General features: G+C 37.6%; 15 protein-coding genes. 5 read left to right on the forward strand and 10 right to left on the reverse strand.

The genetic code is table 11. The annotated features are described in order from the left end of the window. Window position 1: 1 nt before the first annotated feature. From GQO80_RS09355 to GQO80_RS09375, 5 genes are all read left to right on the forward strand, one after another. A complete protein-coding gene (locus GQO80_RS09355) occupies window positions 2–955 on the forward strand; it encodes an AAA family ATPase (RefSeq protein ID WP_157208090.1) in 954 nt (317 codons plus the stop codon). A 192-nt stretch (window positions 956–1,147) separates the two neighbouring features. Beyond that, complete coding sequence (locus GQO80_RS09360; RefSeq protein WP_157208091.1) at window positions 1,148–3,415, forward strand: aconitate hydratase; 2,268 nt, start codon at window positions 1,148–1,150, stop codon at window positions 3,413–3,415. 115 nt (window positions 3,416–3,530) lie between these two features. Next, complete coding sequence (gene mazG / locus GQO80_RS09365; protein WP_157208092.1) at window positions 3,531–4,307, forward strand: nucleoside triphosphate pyrophosphohydrolase; 777 nt, start codon at window positions 3,531–3,533, stop codon at window positions 4,305–4,307. Between the two features lie 328 nt (window positions 4,308–4,635). Next, entirely contained in the window at window positions 4,636–5,985 is a 1,350-nt protein-coding gene (locus tag GQO80_RS09370) for an ArnT family glycosyltransferase (RefSeq protein ID WP_198037750.1), read from the forward strand. 249 nt (window positions 5,986–6,234) lie between these two features. Next, entirely contained in the window at window positions 6,235–8,316 is a 2,082-nt protein-coding gene (locus GQO80_RS09375) for an Ig-like domain-containing protein (RefSeq protein ID WP_157208094.1), read from the forward strand. An 82-nt stretch (window positions 8,317–8,398) separates the two neighbouring features. Here GQO80_RS09375 and GQO80_RS09380 read toward each other — a convergent pair whose 3' ends face one another. From GQO80_RS09380 to GQO80_RS15990, 10 genes are all read right to left on the reverse strand, one after another. Then, window positions 8,399–10,393 carry a DUF349 domain-containing protein gene (locus GQO80_RS09380; RefSeq protein WP_157208095.1) on the reverse strand — a complete coding sequence of 665 codons (1,995 nt, stop codon included), beginning with the start codon at window positions 10,391–10,393 and terminating at the stop codon, window positions 8,399–8,401. A 105-nt stretch (window positions 10,394–10,498) separates the two neighbouring features. Then, window positions 10,499–11,239: a shikimate dehydrogenase family protein gene (locus tag GQO80_RS09385; RefSeq protein ID WP_157208096.1), complete on the reverse strand. Its 741-nt coding sequence runs from the start codon at window positions 11,237–11,239 to the stop codon at window positions 10,499–10,501. Continuing rightward, window positions 11,232–12,251, reverse strand: a complete 1,020-nt coding sequence (locus GQO80_RS09390) for a DUF368 domain-containing protein (protein ID WP_157208097.1) — start codon at window positions 12,249–12,251, stop codon at window positions 11,232–11,234. The genes GQO80_RS09385 and GQO80_RS09390 overlap by 8 nt, the downstream gene beginning before the upstream one ends. Then, window positions 12,251–13,171, reverse strand: a complete 921-nt coding sequence (locus GQO80_RS09395; RefSeq protein ID WP_157208098.1) for a DUF368 domain-containing protein — start codon at window positions 13,169–13,171, stop codon at window positions 12,251–12,253. Before GQO80_RS09395 ends, GQO80_RS09390 begins: the two co-directional genes overlap by 1 nt. A 55-nt stretch (window positions 13,172–13,226) precedes the next feature. Continuing rightward, window positions 13,227–14,615 (reverse strand): tetratricopeptide repeat protein, encoded by a 1,389-nt coding sequence (locus tag GQO80_RS09400; RefSeq protein ID WP_157208099.1) that lies wholly within the window; start codon window positions 14,613–14,615, stop codon window positions 13,227–13,229. Window positions 14,616–14,768: 153 nt separating this feature from the next. Next, window positions 14,769–15,956, reverse strand: coding sequence for an aspartate aminotransferase family protein (locus GQO80_RS09405; RefSeq protein ID WP_157208100.1), 1,188 nt, complete (start codon window positions 15,954–15,956; stop codon window positions 14,769–14,771). 12 nt (window positions 15,957–15,968) lie between these two features. Beyond that, a complete protein-coding gene (locus GQO80_RS09410) occupies window positions 15,969–18,071 on the reverse strand; it encodes an OstA-like protein (protein WP_157208101.1) in 2,103 nt (700 codons plus the stop codon). A 157-nt stretch (window positions 18,072–18,228) separates the two neighbouring features. Continuing rightward, window positions 18,229–18,780, reverse strand: a complete 552-nt coding sequence (locus GQO80_RS09415) for a hypothetical protein (RefSeq protein WP_157208102.1) — start codon at window positions 18,778–18,780, stop codon at window positions 18,229–18,231. After that, complete coding sequence (locus tag GQO80_RS09420) at window positions 18,771–19,598, reverse strand: hypothetical protein (RefSeq protein WP_157208103.1); 828 nt, start codon at window positions 19,596–19,598, stop codon at window positions 18,771–18,773. Before GQO80_RS09420 ends, GQO80_RS09415 begins: the two co-directional genes overlap by 10 nt. A gap of 14 nt (window positions 19,599–19,612) precedes the next feature. Then, window positions 19,613–19,694 (reverse strand): integrase core domain-containing protein (locus tag GQO80_RS15990; RefSeq protein ID WP_157208113.1); only part of this gene is annotated, 82 nt, incomplete at its 5' end.

A 19,694-nucleotide genomic window follows, 5' to 3' on the forward strand; every position in this document is an offset into this window, starting at 1 on the left:
TATGTCGGATGTAGCTGCCATTGAACAATTTGTAAAACGATATAAAGATTTAAGAACCGAAATTGCCAAAGTCATCGTTGGTCAGGACGAGGTTGTCAATCAAGTGCTAATCTCAATATTTTCTGGTGGCCATTCCTTGCTTATTGGAGTGCCCGGTTTAGCAAAAACCCTAATGGTTAACACCATAGCGCAGGCCTTAGGTCTCGATTTTAAGCGCATTCAATTCACGCCCGATTTAATGCCAAGCGATATTTTGGGCAGTGAGATTTTAGACGAAGACCGCCACTTTAAATTTATAAAAGGGCCCATTTTTGCCAATATCATTTTAGCCGACGAAATTAACCGAACCCCACCTAAAACACAGGCAGCCTTATTGGAAGCCATGCAAGAACGCGCCGTAACCGTTGCGGGCCAGCATTATAAACTGGAATTGCCCTATTTTGTTCTCGCTACCCAAAACCCCATTGAGCAGGAAGGTACCTATCCGTTGCCTGAAGCCCAATTGGACCGTTTTATGTTTGCCATCAATTTAGAGTATCCCTCCTTTAACGAGGAAGTTCAGGTGGTTAAGGCTACAACATCCGATACAAAAACCACAATAAACGCCCTTTTTTCCGCTAAGGAAATTTTAGGGTTCCAGCATCTTATCCGTCGTATCCCGGTAGCCGACAATGTTATAGAATATGCCGTAACCATGGTTGGAAAAACCCGACCTAATGGCGATTCTGCAAATACCTTGGTTAAAAATTATATCGATTGGGGCGCAGGCCCAAGAGCCTCGCAAAACCTAATCTTAGCAGCAAAAACCCATGCGGCCATCCACGGTAAGTTTTCACCGGATATTGAAAACGTGAAGGCCGTAGCACATAGTATTCTGCGCCATCGCATCATTAAAAACTACAAAGCAGATGCCGAGGGTGTTTCCGAAGAACAAATTATCAATAGCCTGCTCTAATACTTCATATATTTCATTGTTAAATCATCATTTTTCATATATAATTCATAAAAAAAAATAGAATTATATGAATTAAAAATGTGACTATAATAAATTACTATCCTTAATTATTGCATTGCAGGGTTTATTTTTAGACCTTTGGATTAATTTCGTAATTTGCGAAACTTTTAAACAAAAATTAAAATAGAAGCTATGGCATTTGACATTGACATGATTAAAGGTGTGTACACCAAAATGGCTGAACGCGTTGATAAAGCACGTGAAATTGTAGGGCGACCATTAACCCTTTCTGAAAAAATATTATACAATCATCTGTGGGACGGCATGCCTACCAAGGCTTTTGAAAGGGGTAAGGATTATGTTGATTTTGCGCCCGATAGGATAGCCTGTCAAGATGCAACGGCACAAATGGCCTTATTGCAATTTATGCAAGCTGGAAAAAGCAAAGTGGCAGTACCTACAACCGTACATTGCGACCACTTAATTCAAGCTAAAGACGGCGCTGTTGCCGATTTAAGACATGCCAATAGCGTAAGCAGCGAAGTGTTCAATTTCTTGGAATCTGTTTCAAACAAATATGGTATTGGTTTTTGGAAACCCGGTGCCGGTATTATTCACCAAGTGGTTCTGGAAAATTACGCATTCCCCGGTGGTATGATGATAGGTACCGATTCGCATACCGTAAACGCAGGCGGTTTAGGCATGGTAGCTATTGGTGTGGGTGGTGCCGATGCTGTTGATGTAATGGCTGGTATGGCTTGGGAGCTGAAATTCCCTAAATTGATAGGGGTACGGTTAACCGGTAAATTATCGGGTTGGACCGCTCCAAAAGACGTGATTTTAAAGGTTGCCGAAATTTTAACCGTAAAAGGAGGAACTGGCGCTATTGTTGAATATTTTGGATCAGGGGCACTATCCATGTCTTGTACCGGAAAAGGCACTATTTGTAACATGGGTGCTGAAATTGGCGCTACTACATCAACCTTTGGGTATGATGATTCCATGGAGCGTTATTTGCGTTCTACCGATAGGGCCGATGTTGCCGATGCAGCAAATAAAGTAAAATCATATTTAACCGCCGATGCTGAAGTGTATGCCAACCCAGAACTATATTTCGACCAGGTAATTGATATCAACTTATCAGAATTAGGCCCCTTATTAAATGGCCCTTTTACGCCCGATCTATCTTCAACTGTTGGAACGGATATTAAAGAAAAAGCTTTGGCAAATGATTGGCCCATGACGGTTGAATGGGGCTTGATTGGATCGTGTACCAATTCATCGTATGAAGATTTATCGCGCGCTTCATCCATTGCCCAACAAGCATTGGACAAAGGCCTTAAAATGAAAGCCGAATTGGGCATCAACCCAGGGTCTGAGCAAGTTCGCTATACTGCCGAACGTGACGGTATCCTGCAAGTTTTTGAAAAATTGGATGCCAAAATTTTCACCAATGCTTGTGGCCCCTGTATTGGGCAATGGGCGCGTTATAGCGACCCAAAAAACGCCCCGAAAAACAGCATTGTTCATTCATTTAACAGAAACTTTGCAAAACGCGCCGATGGAAACCCCAATACGCATGCATTTGTAGCATCTCCCGAAATTACTGCGGCAATCGCTATTGCAGGGCGTTTGGATTTTAATCCAATGACCGATAAACTTATAAATGAAAAAGGGGAAGAAGTGATGTTTGACGAACCAACAGGATGGGAATTGCCACCGAAAGGTTTTGAGGTAAAAGATAACGGCTATCTAGCTCCTGAAGAAGATGGGTACCATGTACAGGTTAAAGTGGATAAAGATTCTGAAAGATTGCAATTGCTCGAACCTTTTGAACCCATTGGAAACACAATAAACGGAGCCAAATTATTAATTAAAGCCTTTGGAAAATGTACTACCGACCATATTAGTATGGCAGGGCCTTGGTTGCGTTTTAGAGGCCATCTGGATAACATTGCTAACAATACCTTAATTGGTGCCGTAAACGCTTTTAACAAGAAAACAAATTTTGTAAAAAACCAGCTTACAGGCGAATATGGTGGTGTGCCAGATGTGCAACGCGAATACAAGAAAAACCATATTTTATCCGTTGTGGTGGGCGATCATAATTACGGAGAAGGCTCTTCACGCGAGCATGCAGCTATGCAACCTCGCTTTTTGGGCGTTGCTGCGGTAATCGTAAAATCATTTGCCCGTATCCACGAAACAAACCTTAAAAAGCAAGGTCTTTTAGGATTAACGTTTGCAAACGAAGCCGATTACGATTTAATACAGGAAGATGATACTTTCAACTTCATCGATTTAAAGGACTTTGCTCCCGATAAGCCCTTAACTTTGGAAGCTGTTCATGCCGATGGCAGTAAAGATCTAATCAAATTGAACCATACCTATAACGCAGCACAAATTGCTTGGTATAACGAGGGTTCTGCCCTAAACCTTATAAAAAAGCAAAACGCTTAACAACTTTAAAAATCTTTTCAAGGTTTGCTAAAAATCCAGCTTTTTTGCTGGATTTTTTGTTTTGTGCCCATCAGTAAAAACCATTAATAATCGTATTTTTACAAAAACAATTTGTATGAATTCCAGAGCCGACCAACTAAAAGCATTTGATAGATTACTAACCATTATGGATGAGTTACGGGCAGGTTGCCCATGGGATAAAAAACAGACCATGGAAAGTTTACGCCATTTAACCATTGAGGAAACCTACGAACTTGGTGATGCCATTTTAGAAAATGATTTGCAGGAAATTAAAAAGGAATTGGGCGACGTGCTGTTGCATATTGTATTTTATTCGAAGATAGGAAGCGAGACCAACGCTTTTGATATTGCCGATGTTTGCAATGGCATTTCTGAGAAACTAATAAGCCGACACCCCCACATTTATAGCGATGTTAAGGTTGATAACGAAGAAGATGTTAAGCGAAATTGGGAAAATTTAAAACTTAAGGAAGGCAATAAAAGTGTTTTGGAAGGTGTGCCAAAAAGTTTGCCAGCCTTGGTAAAAGCCAATAGGATACAGGAAAAAGTAGCGGGTGTGGGTTTTGATTGGGAAAACCCAAACCAAGTTTGGGAAAAAGTAACCGAAGAGCTTCAAGAGTTTAGGGATGAAGTGGAAAAAGGACAGTATGATGCCATGGAAAGCGAGTTTGGCGATGTATTGTTTTCCATGGTGAACTATGCCCGATTTTTAAATATAAATCCAGAAAACGCCTTGGAACGTACCAATAAAAAGTTCGTAAAACGGTTTCAATATCTTGAGGAAAAAGCCAAAAGCCTTAATAAACCATTGAAAGATATGACCTTGTCTGAAATGGATGTGTTTTGGGAAGAAGCCAAATTTTTGCAGTAACATTTCTCCATTTATTAAAGTATAACTAACTAATTGCTTGTTGATATTCATATTTAACGTTTCAATCGGAATTTTTGGGAATATTAAATTGAAACTAACAATTTAGAATTATCAATGCTAGTCTTTTGTAATCTTTAGATAGTACGGTTTTATTTATAGCTACGTTAAAAAACATATTTGGAAAGTACACTGTATGCGCACCATGAAGAAAAATAATCTAATTGAAATAGTAACAAACCCTTACCTTATTTTAGTTATTTTATCTATAATTTTTGTTTTTAACTCACTTAATCCTGTAGTTAGTTATGACGAAAACCTTTGGTCTTACATGGGAAACTTATGGGCCAAACATGGCATTCCGCCTTATACTGGAGCAGTAGAAAATAAAACACCAGCTATATTTTTTCTATATGCCACGGCCAATTTTTTAACGGCCGAAAGCATCTTTGTTATTAGAATTTTAGGAGTTTTTGCCACCTTATTGTCCGCTTTTATACTTTATTGTATTTGCGAAAAGCTGCATAGTAAACGAGCAGGCATATTTTGCATGCTTATTTTTGGTTTAAGTATGAGTTGGCGACTGGTCGATGGCTCCTATTTTGCGCATACCGAGGTGTTTATGGTTTTGTTTTCTGTTTTGGCTTTTTACTTTATAATAAAGGCCAAGGGTAGTTCTAAAATGAAGTACGATCTTTTTTTGGCAGGTATATTTATTGGTATCGCTATTAGTTTTAAACAGATAGCGGTTACCACATTGGTGGCTGTTGTTTTGTTTTTTTTGGTGTTTTCAGCAAACCACCTATCCATAAAAAAGAAAATCTTAGGAATTTCTTTATTTTTCCTAGGGGTTATCCTTTCCATTTCGTTATCTATCTTAATTCTATTTATTTATGGCGTTTCTTTTCTCGATTATATAGAGGGCGCTTGGTTGATCTTGTTTAATTCGGGATCGAAAGTGTCTAGCTTTGGCATTCAAATCGCCCATTTTTTTGATAAGTTAATAGGTTCTCGATTTGTATTTTTTTATTTTTTTGTGTTTTTGTTTTTCTATCAAAAAAAATTGGTCAACAAGCCATTGTTTTACGGTATTTTACTGTGGTTCGTTTTTGATTTTATAGGCGTAAACGCATCAGGATACTATTACGGACACCAAATTAAACAGGTTATTCCTTCTTTATCCCTAATGGGTGGTATGGTAATGGGTAATTTAATGGCTCCTCATTTTTATTTAAAAAGAAAGAATTTAAACCTGTTATGGTATTTTATTATACTTGCTTTTTTGTTTTTTCCTTATAAACAATGTTATAGAACCCTCAACTTGTTGTTAAATCCACCAGACTCCTTTTCTAAAAACATGGGATATTGGGTAAAAGAGCATACTTTCAAAAACGATTATATTTATATTTTAGGTGATGATGATAAACTTATTTCTGCTTTGGCCGCCTCAAGTAGGGTGTCATCCAGCAATTATTTTAATTTAATTTTTATTAAAGAAGATATACATAGACATAAAGTGTATTCAGATTTAATGAACAACACCCCTAAAATCATTTTAAAGATTGAAAACGACTCACTTCAAATAAAAGAAGCGTATGGGGAAAAGGTTGATGAGTTTTTTAAAAGTAACTATACGCTTTTTACGGTAAAAGAAGGTTTTGAGGTTTATAAATACCATTAAAATCAATGGTAATAAAACCAAATCTGTTTAAGTTTTTTATAAAACGAAAAGCATAAGCTATGTCCATACTGGTTTTAAGATGTAGCAATCGGCATTTAGTCGTATTAATGCCGTTTTTTATCTTAATTGGCAAAATGTTTTCAAATAATTAGAAAAAAATCATTTTATTTATATACAAAACTAAACGTAGTGCTCAAAAATATAAGCCTCTTTAAATGTAGTGTTGTTTTTTTATTGTTATCAGTATCAATGGGGTGGTCGCAAAATTTAACGGCAACTGGAAATCAGCTCTATTGCCCAAAAAGTGACATTCATATAGTAACCGATTTTACAATTACCAACCCCGATAATACGGCCATTGATGCTGTTTATATTCAAGTGTCTTTGGGATATGTTCAAGGGGAAGATGTTTTAACTTTAGATGGCATCCATCCCAATGTTACAGCACAATGGGTTCCTTCAGAAGGTAAGTTAACTTTAAATCGAAACACATCAACGGTTCCATATACCGATTTGGTGACCGCCGTAAAAAACGTACTTTTTAACAGTACCAGCAATAATCCCATAAACAAAGAATTTTCAATAACCATAGGCGATGCAAATTATTTGCCTTCAACGGGGCACTATTATCAATACATCCCAGATTTAGCAATTACTTGGTCAAATGCAAGAATAGCCGCAGCTGCCAAAACGTACTTTGGTTTACAGGGGTATTTGGCAACCTTAACGTCTGCGGAAGAAGCACAACTGTGCGGAAAACAGGCCGCAGGCGCAGGCTGGATAGGAGGTTCGGATGAAGAGGTCGAGGGCACATGGAAATGGGTTACCGGACCCGAAAGTGGCACTGTTTTTTGGTATGGCAATGGCAATGGTTATTCTCCAAATTTTGCATTTTGGAACACTTCAGAACCCAACCAATCAGGAAATGAAGATTATGCGCATATTACAGCGCCCGGAGTGGGCATTCCAGGTTCTTGGAACGATTTAAGCAATACCGGAAGCTTAATTAATGGCAATAATTATCAGCCAAAAGGCTATATTGTTGAATATGGTGGCTTGCCGGGAGATCCAATTTTGAATATCGCAACAAGCTCAAAAATCTATACAGCTTCTATTATAAACACTACTGCCGATGCTATTTGTGATGGCGGTATGGTTACTCTGGAAGCGACCGTTTCTCAGGGCGTTACAGCGGCATGGTTTCATGTTTCAACAGGAGGCTCGATATTGTATGAAGGTGCTGTTTTTCAGCCAAATGTTATGGGAACCACGACTTATTATGTTGGAATTAAAGAATGTGCGAATATAGAACGAAAGGCAGTGGTAGCCACAGTTACGACAACTCCCACCATAGTGGATGTAACCGATGGTGTGGCTTGCGGTTCAGGCCCGGGAACTTTGTTCGCTTCGGCATCACAGGGCACTATTAATTGGTATGATGCTCCCACGGGTGGCGTTTCTTTGCATACAGGAGCCTCTTTTACGGTCTCTGGTTTAAGCGCAACCAAAACCTATTATGTGGATGCTACACTTAACAATTGTACATCACCCAATAGAACCCCTGTGGCGCTTACGGTAAATAGCGCCCCAGAATTTGAAGTAACTGGAACAACCGTTTATTGCACGGGAACGGCTCCCATTGTTTTACAGGTTATTAACCCAAAAGATCATTATTCTTATGAGTGGAAAAACAGCAAGGGAGAAATTATAGGTAGTGCCATGAGTGTTGAAGTTAGTGGTGGGGATACTTATTCGGTGGTAGCCACTTCAAACCAACTTTGTAGTTCGGCCCCTAAAACTGTTTTGGTACAAGAATCTGATAAAGCCAGAATTAGTTTAGAAGATGTTACAATTATTGAAAACAGCGATAACAACACCATTATAATCAACAACCAAAACAATAATCTGGGTCCGGGCAATTATGAGTTTGCTTTGGATGCTTTTGATGGCCCTTATAAGGACGAACCTATATTTAACAACGTTGTTGCAGGGTTGCATGTTGTTTATGTAAAGGATAAAAATGGCTGTGGGGTGTCTCAATTGAACGTATTTGTTCTTGGGTTTCCTAGGTTTTTCACGCCAAATAACGATGGCGTAAACGATACGTGGCAGGTTAAAGGTGTTGATGTTAATTTTTCCAACGCTTCCAACGTAACGATTTATGATCGCTATGGAAAATTAATCAAGCAAATAAATGCCAAAAACGGGGTTTGGGATGGTACTTTTAACGGACAGCCACTTGGGGGAGCCGATTATTGGTTTGTAGCGCAGTTGAAGGATGCTGCTGGAGCCATTAAAACATATAGAGGCCACTTTAGTTTGGTTCGATAATGGCTTTCTACCCAAAATATTAGTTACAAAAAAACGGCTTAAATTTTATTTAAACCGTTTTTTTATATCCTGTTAAAGCGTTTTAATATAGTTCCTTGATTTTGCTTAGTTTGCTCTTCCAAAGTTTTAATTCGTCTTTATGTGCTTTAATGTTTTTGTGCACGTCTTTTACAAGCGGATTATCGGCATTGACATTGGTAAAAAACTGCAGATTATTTTCCAATTGGTTTATTTGGGCTTTTAGTTCGTCAATCTTTTTTCTGATAAAATTGCGTTCATTATCCAAATCCCTATTGTCATCGGAAGCGTTCATGGTATCCAATTTGTTCTCAAACTTGATCATTTCAACCTCGTTCTTGTCCATTTTCAAACTAGAAAGAAATTCTTCAATGGCTTTGTTGAATTTGCCTTCTATGTAGCGTTTATCGTTTGGTACCCTGCCAAGTTCTTTCCATTTGTTTATAAAATCCTTTACGGTTTCAACATCTTTGTCTTTGTCGTTTGAAGGTTTTAATTCTTTAACGGCATCTAAAAGTTGTAGTTTGTTGTTAAATGCGTCCGAGCTTTCCTTGTTTGCGGCATTTTTTGTGGCATGCAATCGGTCAAAATAGGCATTGCAAGCGTTTTTGAAGCGTTTCCAAATTTTATCGCTGTCTTTACGTGGTACGTGTCCTATTTTTTTCCAATCGTTCTGGATTTTTTTCATCAACGCACTGGTAACCTCAAAATCGTCGCTGTCCTTGTTGTCTTCAGCTATTTTAATTAAGTCCAATTTTTTTTGTAGGTTGTCGTATTGGTCTTTTTTTAGGCCTTTGTAAAACGAATTCTTTTTTCGGTTAAAATTTCTAACGGCTTCTTTAAATTTTGCCCAAGTTTTTTCATTCACATTGCTGGGCACTTTACCAATACTGAAAAAGGTTTCGCGCAAGGCCTCAATGTCCTTTATTTTTTTCTGCCAACCATTGTGTGAATTGATGTCTTCTGCATTTAACGCTTGTATGGCGTTAATAACCTCTAGTTTTTTTTCCAGGTTATTTTCGTAAACCTTATCAATTTCTTGATAATATAGTTGCCGTTTGTCGTTAATTATTTTGGTTGCAGCTTTAAACTTTTCCCATATAGCTTCGCGATGTTCTTTATCAACAGGGCCAAGTTCTTCTTTCCACATTTTATGGAGTTCTTGCAATTCCCTAAAGGCGCGCATAATGTTGTCGTCTTTGGCCAATTCTTCAGCGCGTTCAATAATAAGAAGTTTACGTTCTAAATTATGTTTAAAATCTAAATCGCGTAAATCTCTGTTTAGGTGTAAAAAATCGTAGAACATTTCCACATGGTGGTGGTAGCTGTTCCATGCATTGTTGTATTTGTCGCGCGGAATGGGGCCGGTTTGTCGCCAGCGTTCTTGCAACTCCTTGAAGTGTTTGTAAGTGGTGTTTATGTTTTCTTCAACATTAATTAGGCCTTTTAATTCTTCAATAATTTCAAGTTTATCGGCTAAATTCTGTTTTAGGTTTTGTTCTAGGTTTTGGTAATGTTCGTTTAACTTTTTTCTATAATTGTGATAAACCTCTTTATAGCGTTTCTGTATGGGCGAGGCATAGTAAAAGTCTATTTCGTTGCCGCCATCGTTTAAAAATTCTTCTTTTTTCTCATCCAATAAGGCTTGGAATTTTTCTTTGAACTCGCTGTTTATGGCGTCAACATGCGATTTTATTGCCTGAATTTTCTCGTTCTTAACCAGTTTTTCAAGTTCTTGAACAAGGGCCTCTAACGACATTTTATCATACTCCTTTACCTCAATGGTGTGCCGTTCCTTATTGCCCTCATCTTCGGCATCTTCAGCGTTGGAGTCTTCAATTTCATTTAAAACCGTGTCGTCATCTTCGTGCGTATTCTTGGTTGAAGTGCCTTCTTCCGTAGTTTCGGGCTTGTCAGTTTCATCAGAAACGGATTGGTTTACTGGGGTTTCAGCATCCATGGTTTCTAATTGCGTGGGTTCTTCAACAAGGGGTGCAGCATCACTTACGGGCTTGTTTTCTTCTTCTTCTCCTTTGGGCAAATGGTTTATTTCAGACATTTTAAAAAATGTTAAGGTTCATTTATAACTTTAAGGTTTAAAGATACTAACAAGTCTATTATTAACAAAGGACTTCATGTGGTTTTAATGATTTAGTGGGTTTTTTTAGTGCAGTTTCCAGATGGCCCAGGCTTTTTCTGCCTGAAGTGTAAGCATTTTTAGTCCGTTTACGGTTGTTGCATGCTGCTGTTTGCCTAATTTTAGGAATTTTGTTTCTTCCGGATTGTAAATTAAATCGAACAGAATATGGTTTTCGGTGATGGCTTGATAGGGGATATTTGGACAATCTTCAGTGTTTGGAAACGTGCCCAACGGAGAGCAGTTTACAATAATTAGATGCTGTTTAATGATGGCCTCGGATAGCGTGTTGTAGGTGAATTTTATGTTTTCTGATTGGTTTCTTGAAACATATTCGAAAGCGATGCCCAGTTCTTTAAATGTAAATGCCACTGCTTTGCTTGCGCCACCCGTTCCTAAAATAAGGGCCGTTGTATGCTGTGGTTTTAAATGGGGTTTTAACGATTTTTTAAAGCCATAACAATCGGTGTTAAAACCAATTAACTTGCCTTTTTTTGTAATTTTAATGGTGTTTACCGCGCCAATTGTTTTTGCTTTTTTGTTAATCTTGTCCAAATAGGGCATTACGGCTTCTTTATAGGGAATGGTTACGTTTAAGCCCTTTAAATTTGCGGTGTTTTTTATTATGGAAGGAAACAAATCGATGGTTTCTATATCGAAATTTTCGTAAGTTGTATCGGTAATATGTTCGCTTTCAAACTTTTTCTTAAAATATGCTTTTGAAAATGAGTAGGAAATGTTTCTGCCCAGTAATCCTAATTTATTCATTGATTTTTCTTGTTTTTTGTCCGTAATACTCTAATGCCAAAACAATCGCAATTCCTAGGAAAATAAAAGCGATGGCGTAATAGGTTTCGGTGTTAAGCTGCGGAATGTAGCGTTCGTAATTCATTACCACTTTTGTGCCGGTAGAATCAAAAAGGTGGGTACCGTCATCTGCCAACTTATAAATGGTTTTTTTCCAGGGCCAAACAACCCCAAGTGAGCCAACTATAAATCCAATGATAACAGACAGTGTCATGCTTTTGTAATGTTTTAAAATATAACTTAGAATGTGCGAAAACGTTACCAATCCCGTCACCGAACCTAAAGTAAATACCACTAAAACCTTGAGCATTCTTAGTCTTTGCGCATTATGGATAAAACTAAAGTCGCCACTAAAAATATCAATAAACGTATCCGATAGTGCATTTACCGAATCGACCAGAAGGAGCACGTAATTTCCTAAAAGGATGAGTATAAACGACCCCGAAAACCCGGGAAGCGTCATGCCCGAAACACTAATAATGCCACAAAAAAACACAAACCATAAATTGTCGTTTTCTTTGGCAGGATTTAAAAAACTGATGCTCAGGCCCCCAATAATGCCTAAAGCCAAGGCCGTATAGGTTTTATAGTTCCAATCCTTAAAATCTTTGTTGATGTAGTAGATGGAACCTATGATCATTCCAAAAAACACGCTCCAAACGTACAGTTCGTAGTGCTTAATTAAGTAGTCCAATACTTTTGAAACGCTAAAGTAGCTCACAATCATCCCAAAAAACAACAATCCTAAAAAGCGTCCGTTTATGTAATTGTAAAAACTTTTATAGCGCCCATTAATAAGTAGTTTAAAGGCTTTTTGGTTAACTTTTTTTAATGAATAAATAAATTCCTCATAAAAACCAGCAACAAATGCAACCACACCACCAGAAACTCCGGGTACTTTATTGGCAGCACCCATGCCCAATCCTTTTAAGACTAGAAAAACTTTATCCTTAAATGTTCTGGTGCTTTCCATTACTGTTTCTTTGAACCTGCTTTTTCAAGAATAAAAATAGTGAAAAAACCTAAAACCATTAAAGCAATGGCGAACGGAAGTTGATTATCGCCTGCAAATGAAAATGGCGAAATGCTTTTTTGCAACAATGGTATTTTTATCCCTTTTGAATCGACAAGCCATGTTAGGGTTTCTTTCCAGGGCCACACTTTATCCAACGATCCAAAAATAAAACCGGTAAGCAATGCCAAGGTAATATTATGATAGTGCTTAAATAGCCATTTTAATACATGACTGAAACTAAGCAGGCCAATAACCGCGCCCGCTACAAAAAGCGCAATTTTTTTAATATCCAAATCGTGAATGGCATCACTTAACGTTTTATAGGCACCCAAAATTATTAATATAAACGAACCCGATATACCAGGAAGTATCATGGCACAAATGGCGAGGGCACCCGCAAAAAACAAGAAAATAGCACTGTTGTTTGTTGCCATGGTAGGAAGTGAACTTATATAATAGGCTATGCCCGTACCAACCAATAAGGCCAAAACAACAGGGAGGTTCCACGTGTTTATTTGTTTGCCTACAAAGTAAATACTGGCTATGATGAGTCCGAAAAAAAACGACCAGATTAAAACAGGTTCGTTTTCCAGTAAATACTTGGCAAGCCGCATAAATGACACATAGCTGATTAGGATGCCACTTAAAAGCGCCACAACAAAATAGCCGTTTGCCTGTTTCCAGAAGGCCTTAAAGCCTGAGTTGAAAAGCGTTTTGAATAAATTTGCGTTAACGTTGCTTATGGTTGAGACCAGTTCTTCATAAATCCCGGAAATAAAGGCGATGGTGCCTCCAGAAACCCCCGGAACTGCATCGGCAGCACCCATGGCCAGACCTTTTAATGTGATGGTGGCATAATCTTTTAAACGTCGCTGCATTGATTTGTTGTTAAGCTTAAACCAAAGGTATGGATTTTTTTACCCAGACGGTTGCCTATTGATTTGTTTTTAGTAGATTTTTAACGAGCATTTTTTTTGAAACTTCCGGAAAAAGCTCATCAATAATAAAGGCATATTCCTCGTTATTGCGAAGGGCGTTTTTTAAATGGAATGTGCCTTTTTCAATATCCTGTAAAGTAAAGAACAAACCTGCCAAACGGTATTGCACCTCGGCGTTTTCTGGATAGGATTCTAGGGCCTGTTCAAAATTGTATATGGCCGCCTCGGGTTCGCCCAATTTAATTAATAAGTCGCCACGGCTCAACCAGGTATTTAATTCGTTGTTTCCTAGTTCGAGGGTTTTCTTAAAACCGCGTTCGGCTTCTTCAAATTGGTTTAAGCGTTGGTTTATTTGTGAATAGAGCTTCCAATAAATAACATTTTCAGAATCGATATTAATGGCTTTGTTAATGTAATATAATGCCTTTTGATAGTTGCGCTTGCGGTTGTAATAGCGTGTTATGGCAATCCAGCCTTTATCCAACATTGGGTCTTCATGGACTGTTTTGTAAAAATACTGTACTGCTAGGTCGTCATTTTTAAGTTTTTCATAACAAAAACCTATGCGCAACAAAGCAAAGGATGAAGGTTCGTCGAGCTCTAGGGTGATGCTGTAGTTTTCAATGGCTTCCTCAAAACGTTTTAGTTTCTCCAGAACTTTTCCGCGTTCAAGATAGGCGCCTACAAATGTATCGTCGGAAATAATGGCAAAATCGAAAGCGGCCAAGGCTTTTTTGTAATTTCTAAGCGTGTAATATTGTTTTCCCAATTGGTGCCATGCCACTTCGCAATAGGGGTTTTTGTCTAAAAAGGCATTGAGGTAGTCTATGGCGCCTTCAACTTCATTTAAAAACTCGAAGCAATAGATAACGTTGTAAAGTGCCGAATAATCTTCAACATCTTCTTCCAAACATTTTATAAAGAAGGTTTTGGCTTCTTCAAATTGGTCTAAAAACAAATATTCCATACCAATTAAGGAATATAGATCTACAACATCATCGGTAAGCTCCAATGCTTTTTTTAAAACTTCAATAGCTTGTTCGTGTTCGTCTTTTTTTGAGAAGATATTGGCTTTCTGGATATATATTTCCTCATTTGTGGGGTCCAGCCTGTAAAGCTCGTTCAATAGCGTATCGGCTTCAACCAGTTTGTCTTCAAACACATAAATCTCTACTTTAAAAAGTCTTAGATTGATGGATGAAGGGTGTTGGTCCAAACCTAACTTTATGGCTTTTTTTGCTAGGGCTATTTTTCCTTGGTTTAGGTAGTGGTGGATGATATTTTCAAATTCCTCTGAATCGAAAAATAAAACATGGTTTGTTTTAAGCATCGATTCGAACTTTGTTAATGGTAAATCATCGTTGTCGTCATGACTAAGTTCCATAAGCAAATTGGTGAGGTTCTTTTTGATTAAATGTAAGCTACTATTCTTTTTTTTTAGTCGAAATTATCAAATGTTTTTAACAAAATAATGAACATTTGTAGTTTTAGTGGAAATTACCATTTATAATTATCTGGTTATTAAATGGTTGTATGTTTATGTTTTTTGTTGAATTTTATTTAAAACATCAATAATGATGCCACAACCTTTAATAATTTCGTCGTTTGAGATGGTTAATGGCGGGGTAATGCGCACCGCTTTGGGCTCGAAAAGTAACCAAAAAAGCACCAAGCCTTCATTATGGCATCCCAAAATAACCGAATTTGTGATGTCTGCCGAAGGTGTCATGAGTGCCAACATCAGTCCTTTTCCACGAACTTCTTCTATTAATGGATGCACCAAAAGTTTACGGAAAAGTTGCTCTTTTTCTAGGGCTTGCGCCATTAATTGGCTTTCGGTCACTTCCTTTAAAGTAGCCAAGGCCGCCGCTGCAATAACGGGATGCCCGCCAAAAGTTGTAATATGGCCCAATTTTGGGTTGGTTTGCAGTAAATCCATAAGCTTTGTTGAAGCGGTAAACGCCCCAATGGGCATGCCGCCACCCAAGCCTTTGCCCATTACCACAATATCGGGGGTGCAATTGTAGTTTTCAAATCCAAAAAGTTTACCGGTCCTGCCAATGCCCGGTTGTATTTCGTCTAAAATTAAAAGAGCCCCAACTTCCTCACAACGTTTTTTTACTTTTTCCAGATAGCCGTTTTCAGGCTGAATAAAACCGGCACCACCTTGTATGGTTTCTAAAATTACCCCTGCCGTTTTGGTGGTGATATGTTGTATGTCATTTTCATTATTAAAATGGATAAACCGTACATCTGGTAATAAAGGACGAAAGGCTTGTTTGCGGTCTTCATAGCCCATAACACTCATAGAGCCCATGGTATTGCCGTGGTAGGCATTAATTGCAGAAATAATCTCGCTTCTGCCCGTGGCACGTTTTGCTAATTTTAGCGCACCTTCAATGGCTTCGGTACCCGAGTTGGTTAAATAAGTTTTGCTTAGCGATGGAGGTAAATGTTTTGCCAATAATTTTGTAAGCTCTACGGGAGCTTTTTGGGCATATTCACCATATACCATAACGTGCATATACTGGTCAACTTGCTCTTTTATGGCATGGACCACTTTAGGGTGGCCATGGCCTAATGGCGTAGCAGAAACCCCTGCCACAAAATCGAGATAGGCTTTATTTTGAGTATCGTAAATGTAGCTACCGCTGGCATGCGAAACTTCCATGCCCAAGGGGTAGGGCGAGGTTTGTGCTTGGTATGTTAGGAAATCGGATTTCATGGTTGTATAATTCTAATTATCAGGGATTTCAATTAGTTCGGCTCCCCAAACATAGATTTCATCTGAAGGGCTTGTTTGGCTTAGATACACCCTGAAATTATTACCATCATTGTCTTTTAAAACCGATATGCTGTGTCTTTCCCAAGAATCTGTTAGGTTAATTGTCTCAATTTTATAGTTGGTATAGTCTTTTCCAACTTCTTGTAGATGCATGTAAACCTTACCTTTTCCTTTAAGAGATGCCGAAAACTTAAATTTCCCCGTTAAATTGGGTACTGCTTGGTATATATAACCACCATTTTTGGTTTTATTTGATAGTTTATCGGCTGTTTTTTGATCGTCAGGGCCTTTGGTTACATTGGGTGTAACGGTTAAGTTGCCCACCACCCAATCACTGGCATCCAATTCATTTGCAGATTTTAATATATTATTAAATGAACCCATCGAGTTGATTACATGATTTGCGGCCCTATTCACAATAAAACCTTGACCCGCTTGTTTCACACGTTCCAGTAATTCTTCATCAAAGAAACTGTCTTGTGGGATATAATCCTCTAGTCCTTTTATAACGGGCAATATCACCGGTTCATCGTCCTTGAACAAATCTTCAACACTTAAAGGGCGTTCATTTTCGCGCCAGTCGAAACCTTTTAAGCGTTTTTCTTTTTCGGGATATTTTGATTCTGGGTAAAGGCTGCCATCAATTTGGTTGAAACGGGTGTATTCTTCTATGTCGCCATCGGCAAAAAGAATGGAAATGCTTCCGGAGCGGGCTTTATCGATTCCCACAAGTTCCTGTTTATCGTTTCTGGCATAAAAAATGGATTCAGCATTTTTAACGATATCAACTTTACGCAGTTTGTTGTCGTCGTTAAATAAGCCTGTAAGCTTTATGCCAAAAATTTGATTGTATCCTTCTTTGCTGATGGTGTCCTTGCTAATGATGAATGCGTTATTGAAAACGAGCAGAGAGTCCAGTTTTTCTGTTTTTGTATTGGCTATGATGTGGATGGTATCACCCGTCATCTGGTTTTCTATGTTCCACAAAATGGGCCGTCGTTTGGTTGAAAACACATCTTGAGATGAAAATCGGGCCAGATTAATTAATTGTGTGATGCCCGTTTTTTGATTGGAATGAATGGAATCGGCTTTTCCGCTCATATCCGATTTATAAAATTTTGCGTTATAAAATGCCCTCACGATCCTGTTTTCGGGTTTGCCCGTTACCATTATTTTATCGGCGTGCATGTAAATGGAGTCGTTTTCTTGCTTGGTAACCACCAAGGCCCTTTTTGTAATAAACAGCGAGTCTTGTGCTTTAAATACTTCGGCATAATGGCCCTTGGCTACACTATGGTTTATGGTATCGGTTACTTTTATGTTGTTGGTTGCCGAGGCAAATTTTTTAGTATCGTCAAAATACAAGCTATCACCTTCTATGATACGGTTATCGTAGTGTATTTTAGATTTTTTTACCGCATAGCCATTTTTGTTCTTGGTATCGTAAAATCCCTTTTCGGTGTAGGTTTTGCTTTCGGTGGTTGTTATGGTTGAAGGGCCGTAAAGATAGGCGTAACCTGTATCGGAATAAAAATCGAAGTAATTGGAATTGATGGTGGCATCTTTGTTTACCAATTTCACATCATCAACAAACTGGTATTTTTTTTGTTCCATGTAATACCTTCCCACTTTGCTGGTTATGGTGCCCGAGGTGTCCTTAACAACGGTGCCGCCATCTTTATAAAATGCCTGCTGTTTAACACGGTCAAAATATAGGGTGTCTGATGAAATGGTTGAATTGGGGTCTGTTAAAACCACCTCGCCACTGGCAAAGGCTAGTTGGGTAAAGCCACTGTATTCAACGTACTTTGATGTCATGTTAATCGTATCGCCCTGTACTAAATGAACGTTTCCGTAGGCTTGGATGAAATTTTCATCGCCGTAATAAATGGCCTTGTCGCTCCACATGTGGATGCTCCCTTGAATGATATGTACCTGTTGCGACTCGTCTCGGGTTAAAATTTTAGCTCCTGGATAGTTTTCTTCATCAACGTTTAACCTTCCAGCATATTCAATCTCTATTTTCTTTTTTTCTTGGGAATGAATAAACCCCATTGAAAAAAAGGAAAGAAGCCATAGTATATATAACGCGTTTTTGTTCAAATTATAAAAAGTTTGTCGCAAAAATAACGATTATTATTGTGTATAATTGCTTTGGTACAAAAAACGCCCCAAAAATATTTTTGGGGCGTTAAAAAGCAATTAAGTTATTTTAATAAACAAAAAACCACGCTTGGTCTGATTTGATAAATAAGCTAAAGGATACTATTTTGTTATTAGTTTCGTTTAGAAGAAAATATTGTAGTATTTTTTTCTTTTCTGAATCCAATAAAACGTAAATGTTATCAATGTACTTAGTATAGAACTTTATTCCTAGTGTATCCAAATCTCCGTATTTTTTTAAAGAAAAAATTTGAGGTTTTTGTATGTTTTTTATTTCGTAGTTTGGTACAAGCCAACCGAGTTCCTTGCTTTCTCCATTTCTTGCTTTATCAATAATTCCTAATGCCCCTTTTTTTCTTTCGGAAATAGATAGGCTATTTTCATTATCAGGTTTAATTTCCAAGTAGCTATCAACTATTTTTTGAGGCTGTATCTCATCGTCAAACAAATCGATAACAAATTGTTCAATCATTTTTTCTGGTTGGGTTTTTTGGCATGAGGCTAGATTTGTGCCGAAAATTAAAATTATTATAGCATATTTTTTCATTTTATAAATTTTAAAAATTAATATATTTTTTGAAATATAGCTTACTAATTGCATGTGCCTTCTTTATTAGGTGAATTGTTTTTGATTTTATTGATAGTTTTTATACCATCTGAGTTCATTGCTCTTATTTCCTGACCTAATTGCCCAGGACTTCTGCCTTTGAAGGTTAATGAAGAAACAGAGGTCGATGGCAATCCCATTCCACCCATATTTCCTATTTTGATAGCGAAGTCAGTACAAGCAAAATTATTAACGTTGTATGTTTTTGGAAAATTTTTAATGTAATTTGATATTGAAGTTAATTGTGAACTTGTTATGTCTTTTGAAATGCTAACGTGGTATAAGTAGTTATTATTATCTCTTAATTCAGAATTATAGTCAATACCAACACCTACAAAAATTTCATTAGCAGATGATATGGGATAAAACCCTATTTGCCTTACAATACCATTTTGTTCCAGTCCAATAAATGCATGACCTGGACCATTTTGGCTACTATAAATTTCAGAAGTGTTTTCCTTTGGTTGTTGAACATAAACTGTTAGTTTAGCATTTTTTGTTAAATCAAAGCATTTTAATTCCTCTGTGGGATTTATTTTTGAAGTATTACTTAAGTCTAAGTATATATTTTCTTCTAAAACAACCTCATTTTCATGATTATTATAGCTGCCGCCGTGACTAGGACTAATATGATCGTGAAAATAAGTTTCTTGAAGACCACTATTATTTTCTTCGCCAACATATACATATTCATGTGATACATAATTTAATGTTGAGTGTGTATATATCCAAGATCCACCTGGACCAGACTTAAACCAATCTGTATAATGCTCGATAGTTACTAATGTAAGCTTCCCCAAAATTCGATCCATTCAAAAATAGAATTTTATTCATTTAATCGGTATTGAATTGGTGTTTTATTTTTAAGTGATTTGTGTGGTCTATTATAATTGTAATCGTGTATCCAT

This window comes from Mariniflexile maritimum (genome assembly GCF_009746565.1).
In the GTDB taxonomy this organism is placed as follows: Bacteria; Bacteroidota; Bacteroidia; order Flavobacteriales; family Flavobacteriaceae; genus Mariniflexile; species Mariniflexile maritimum.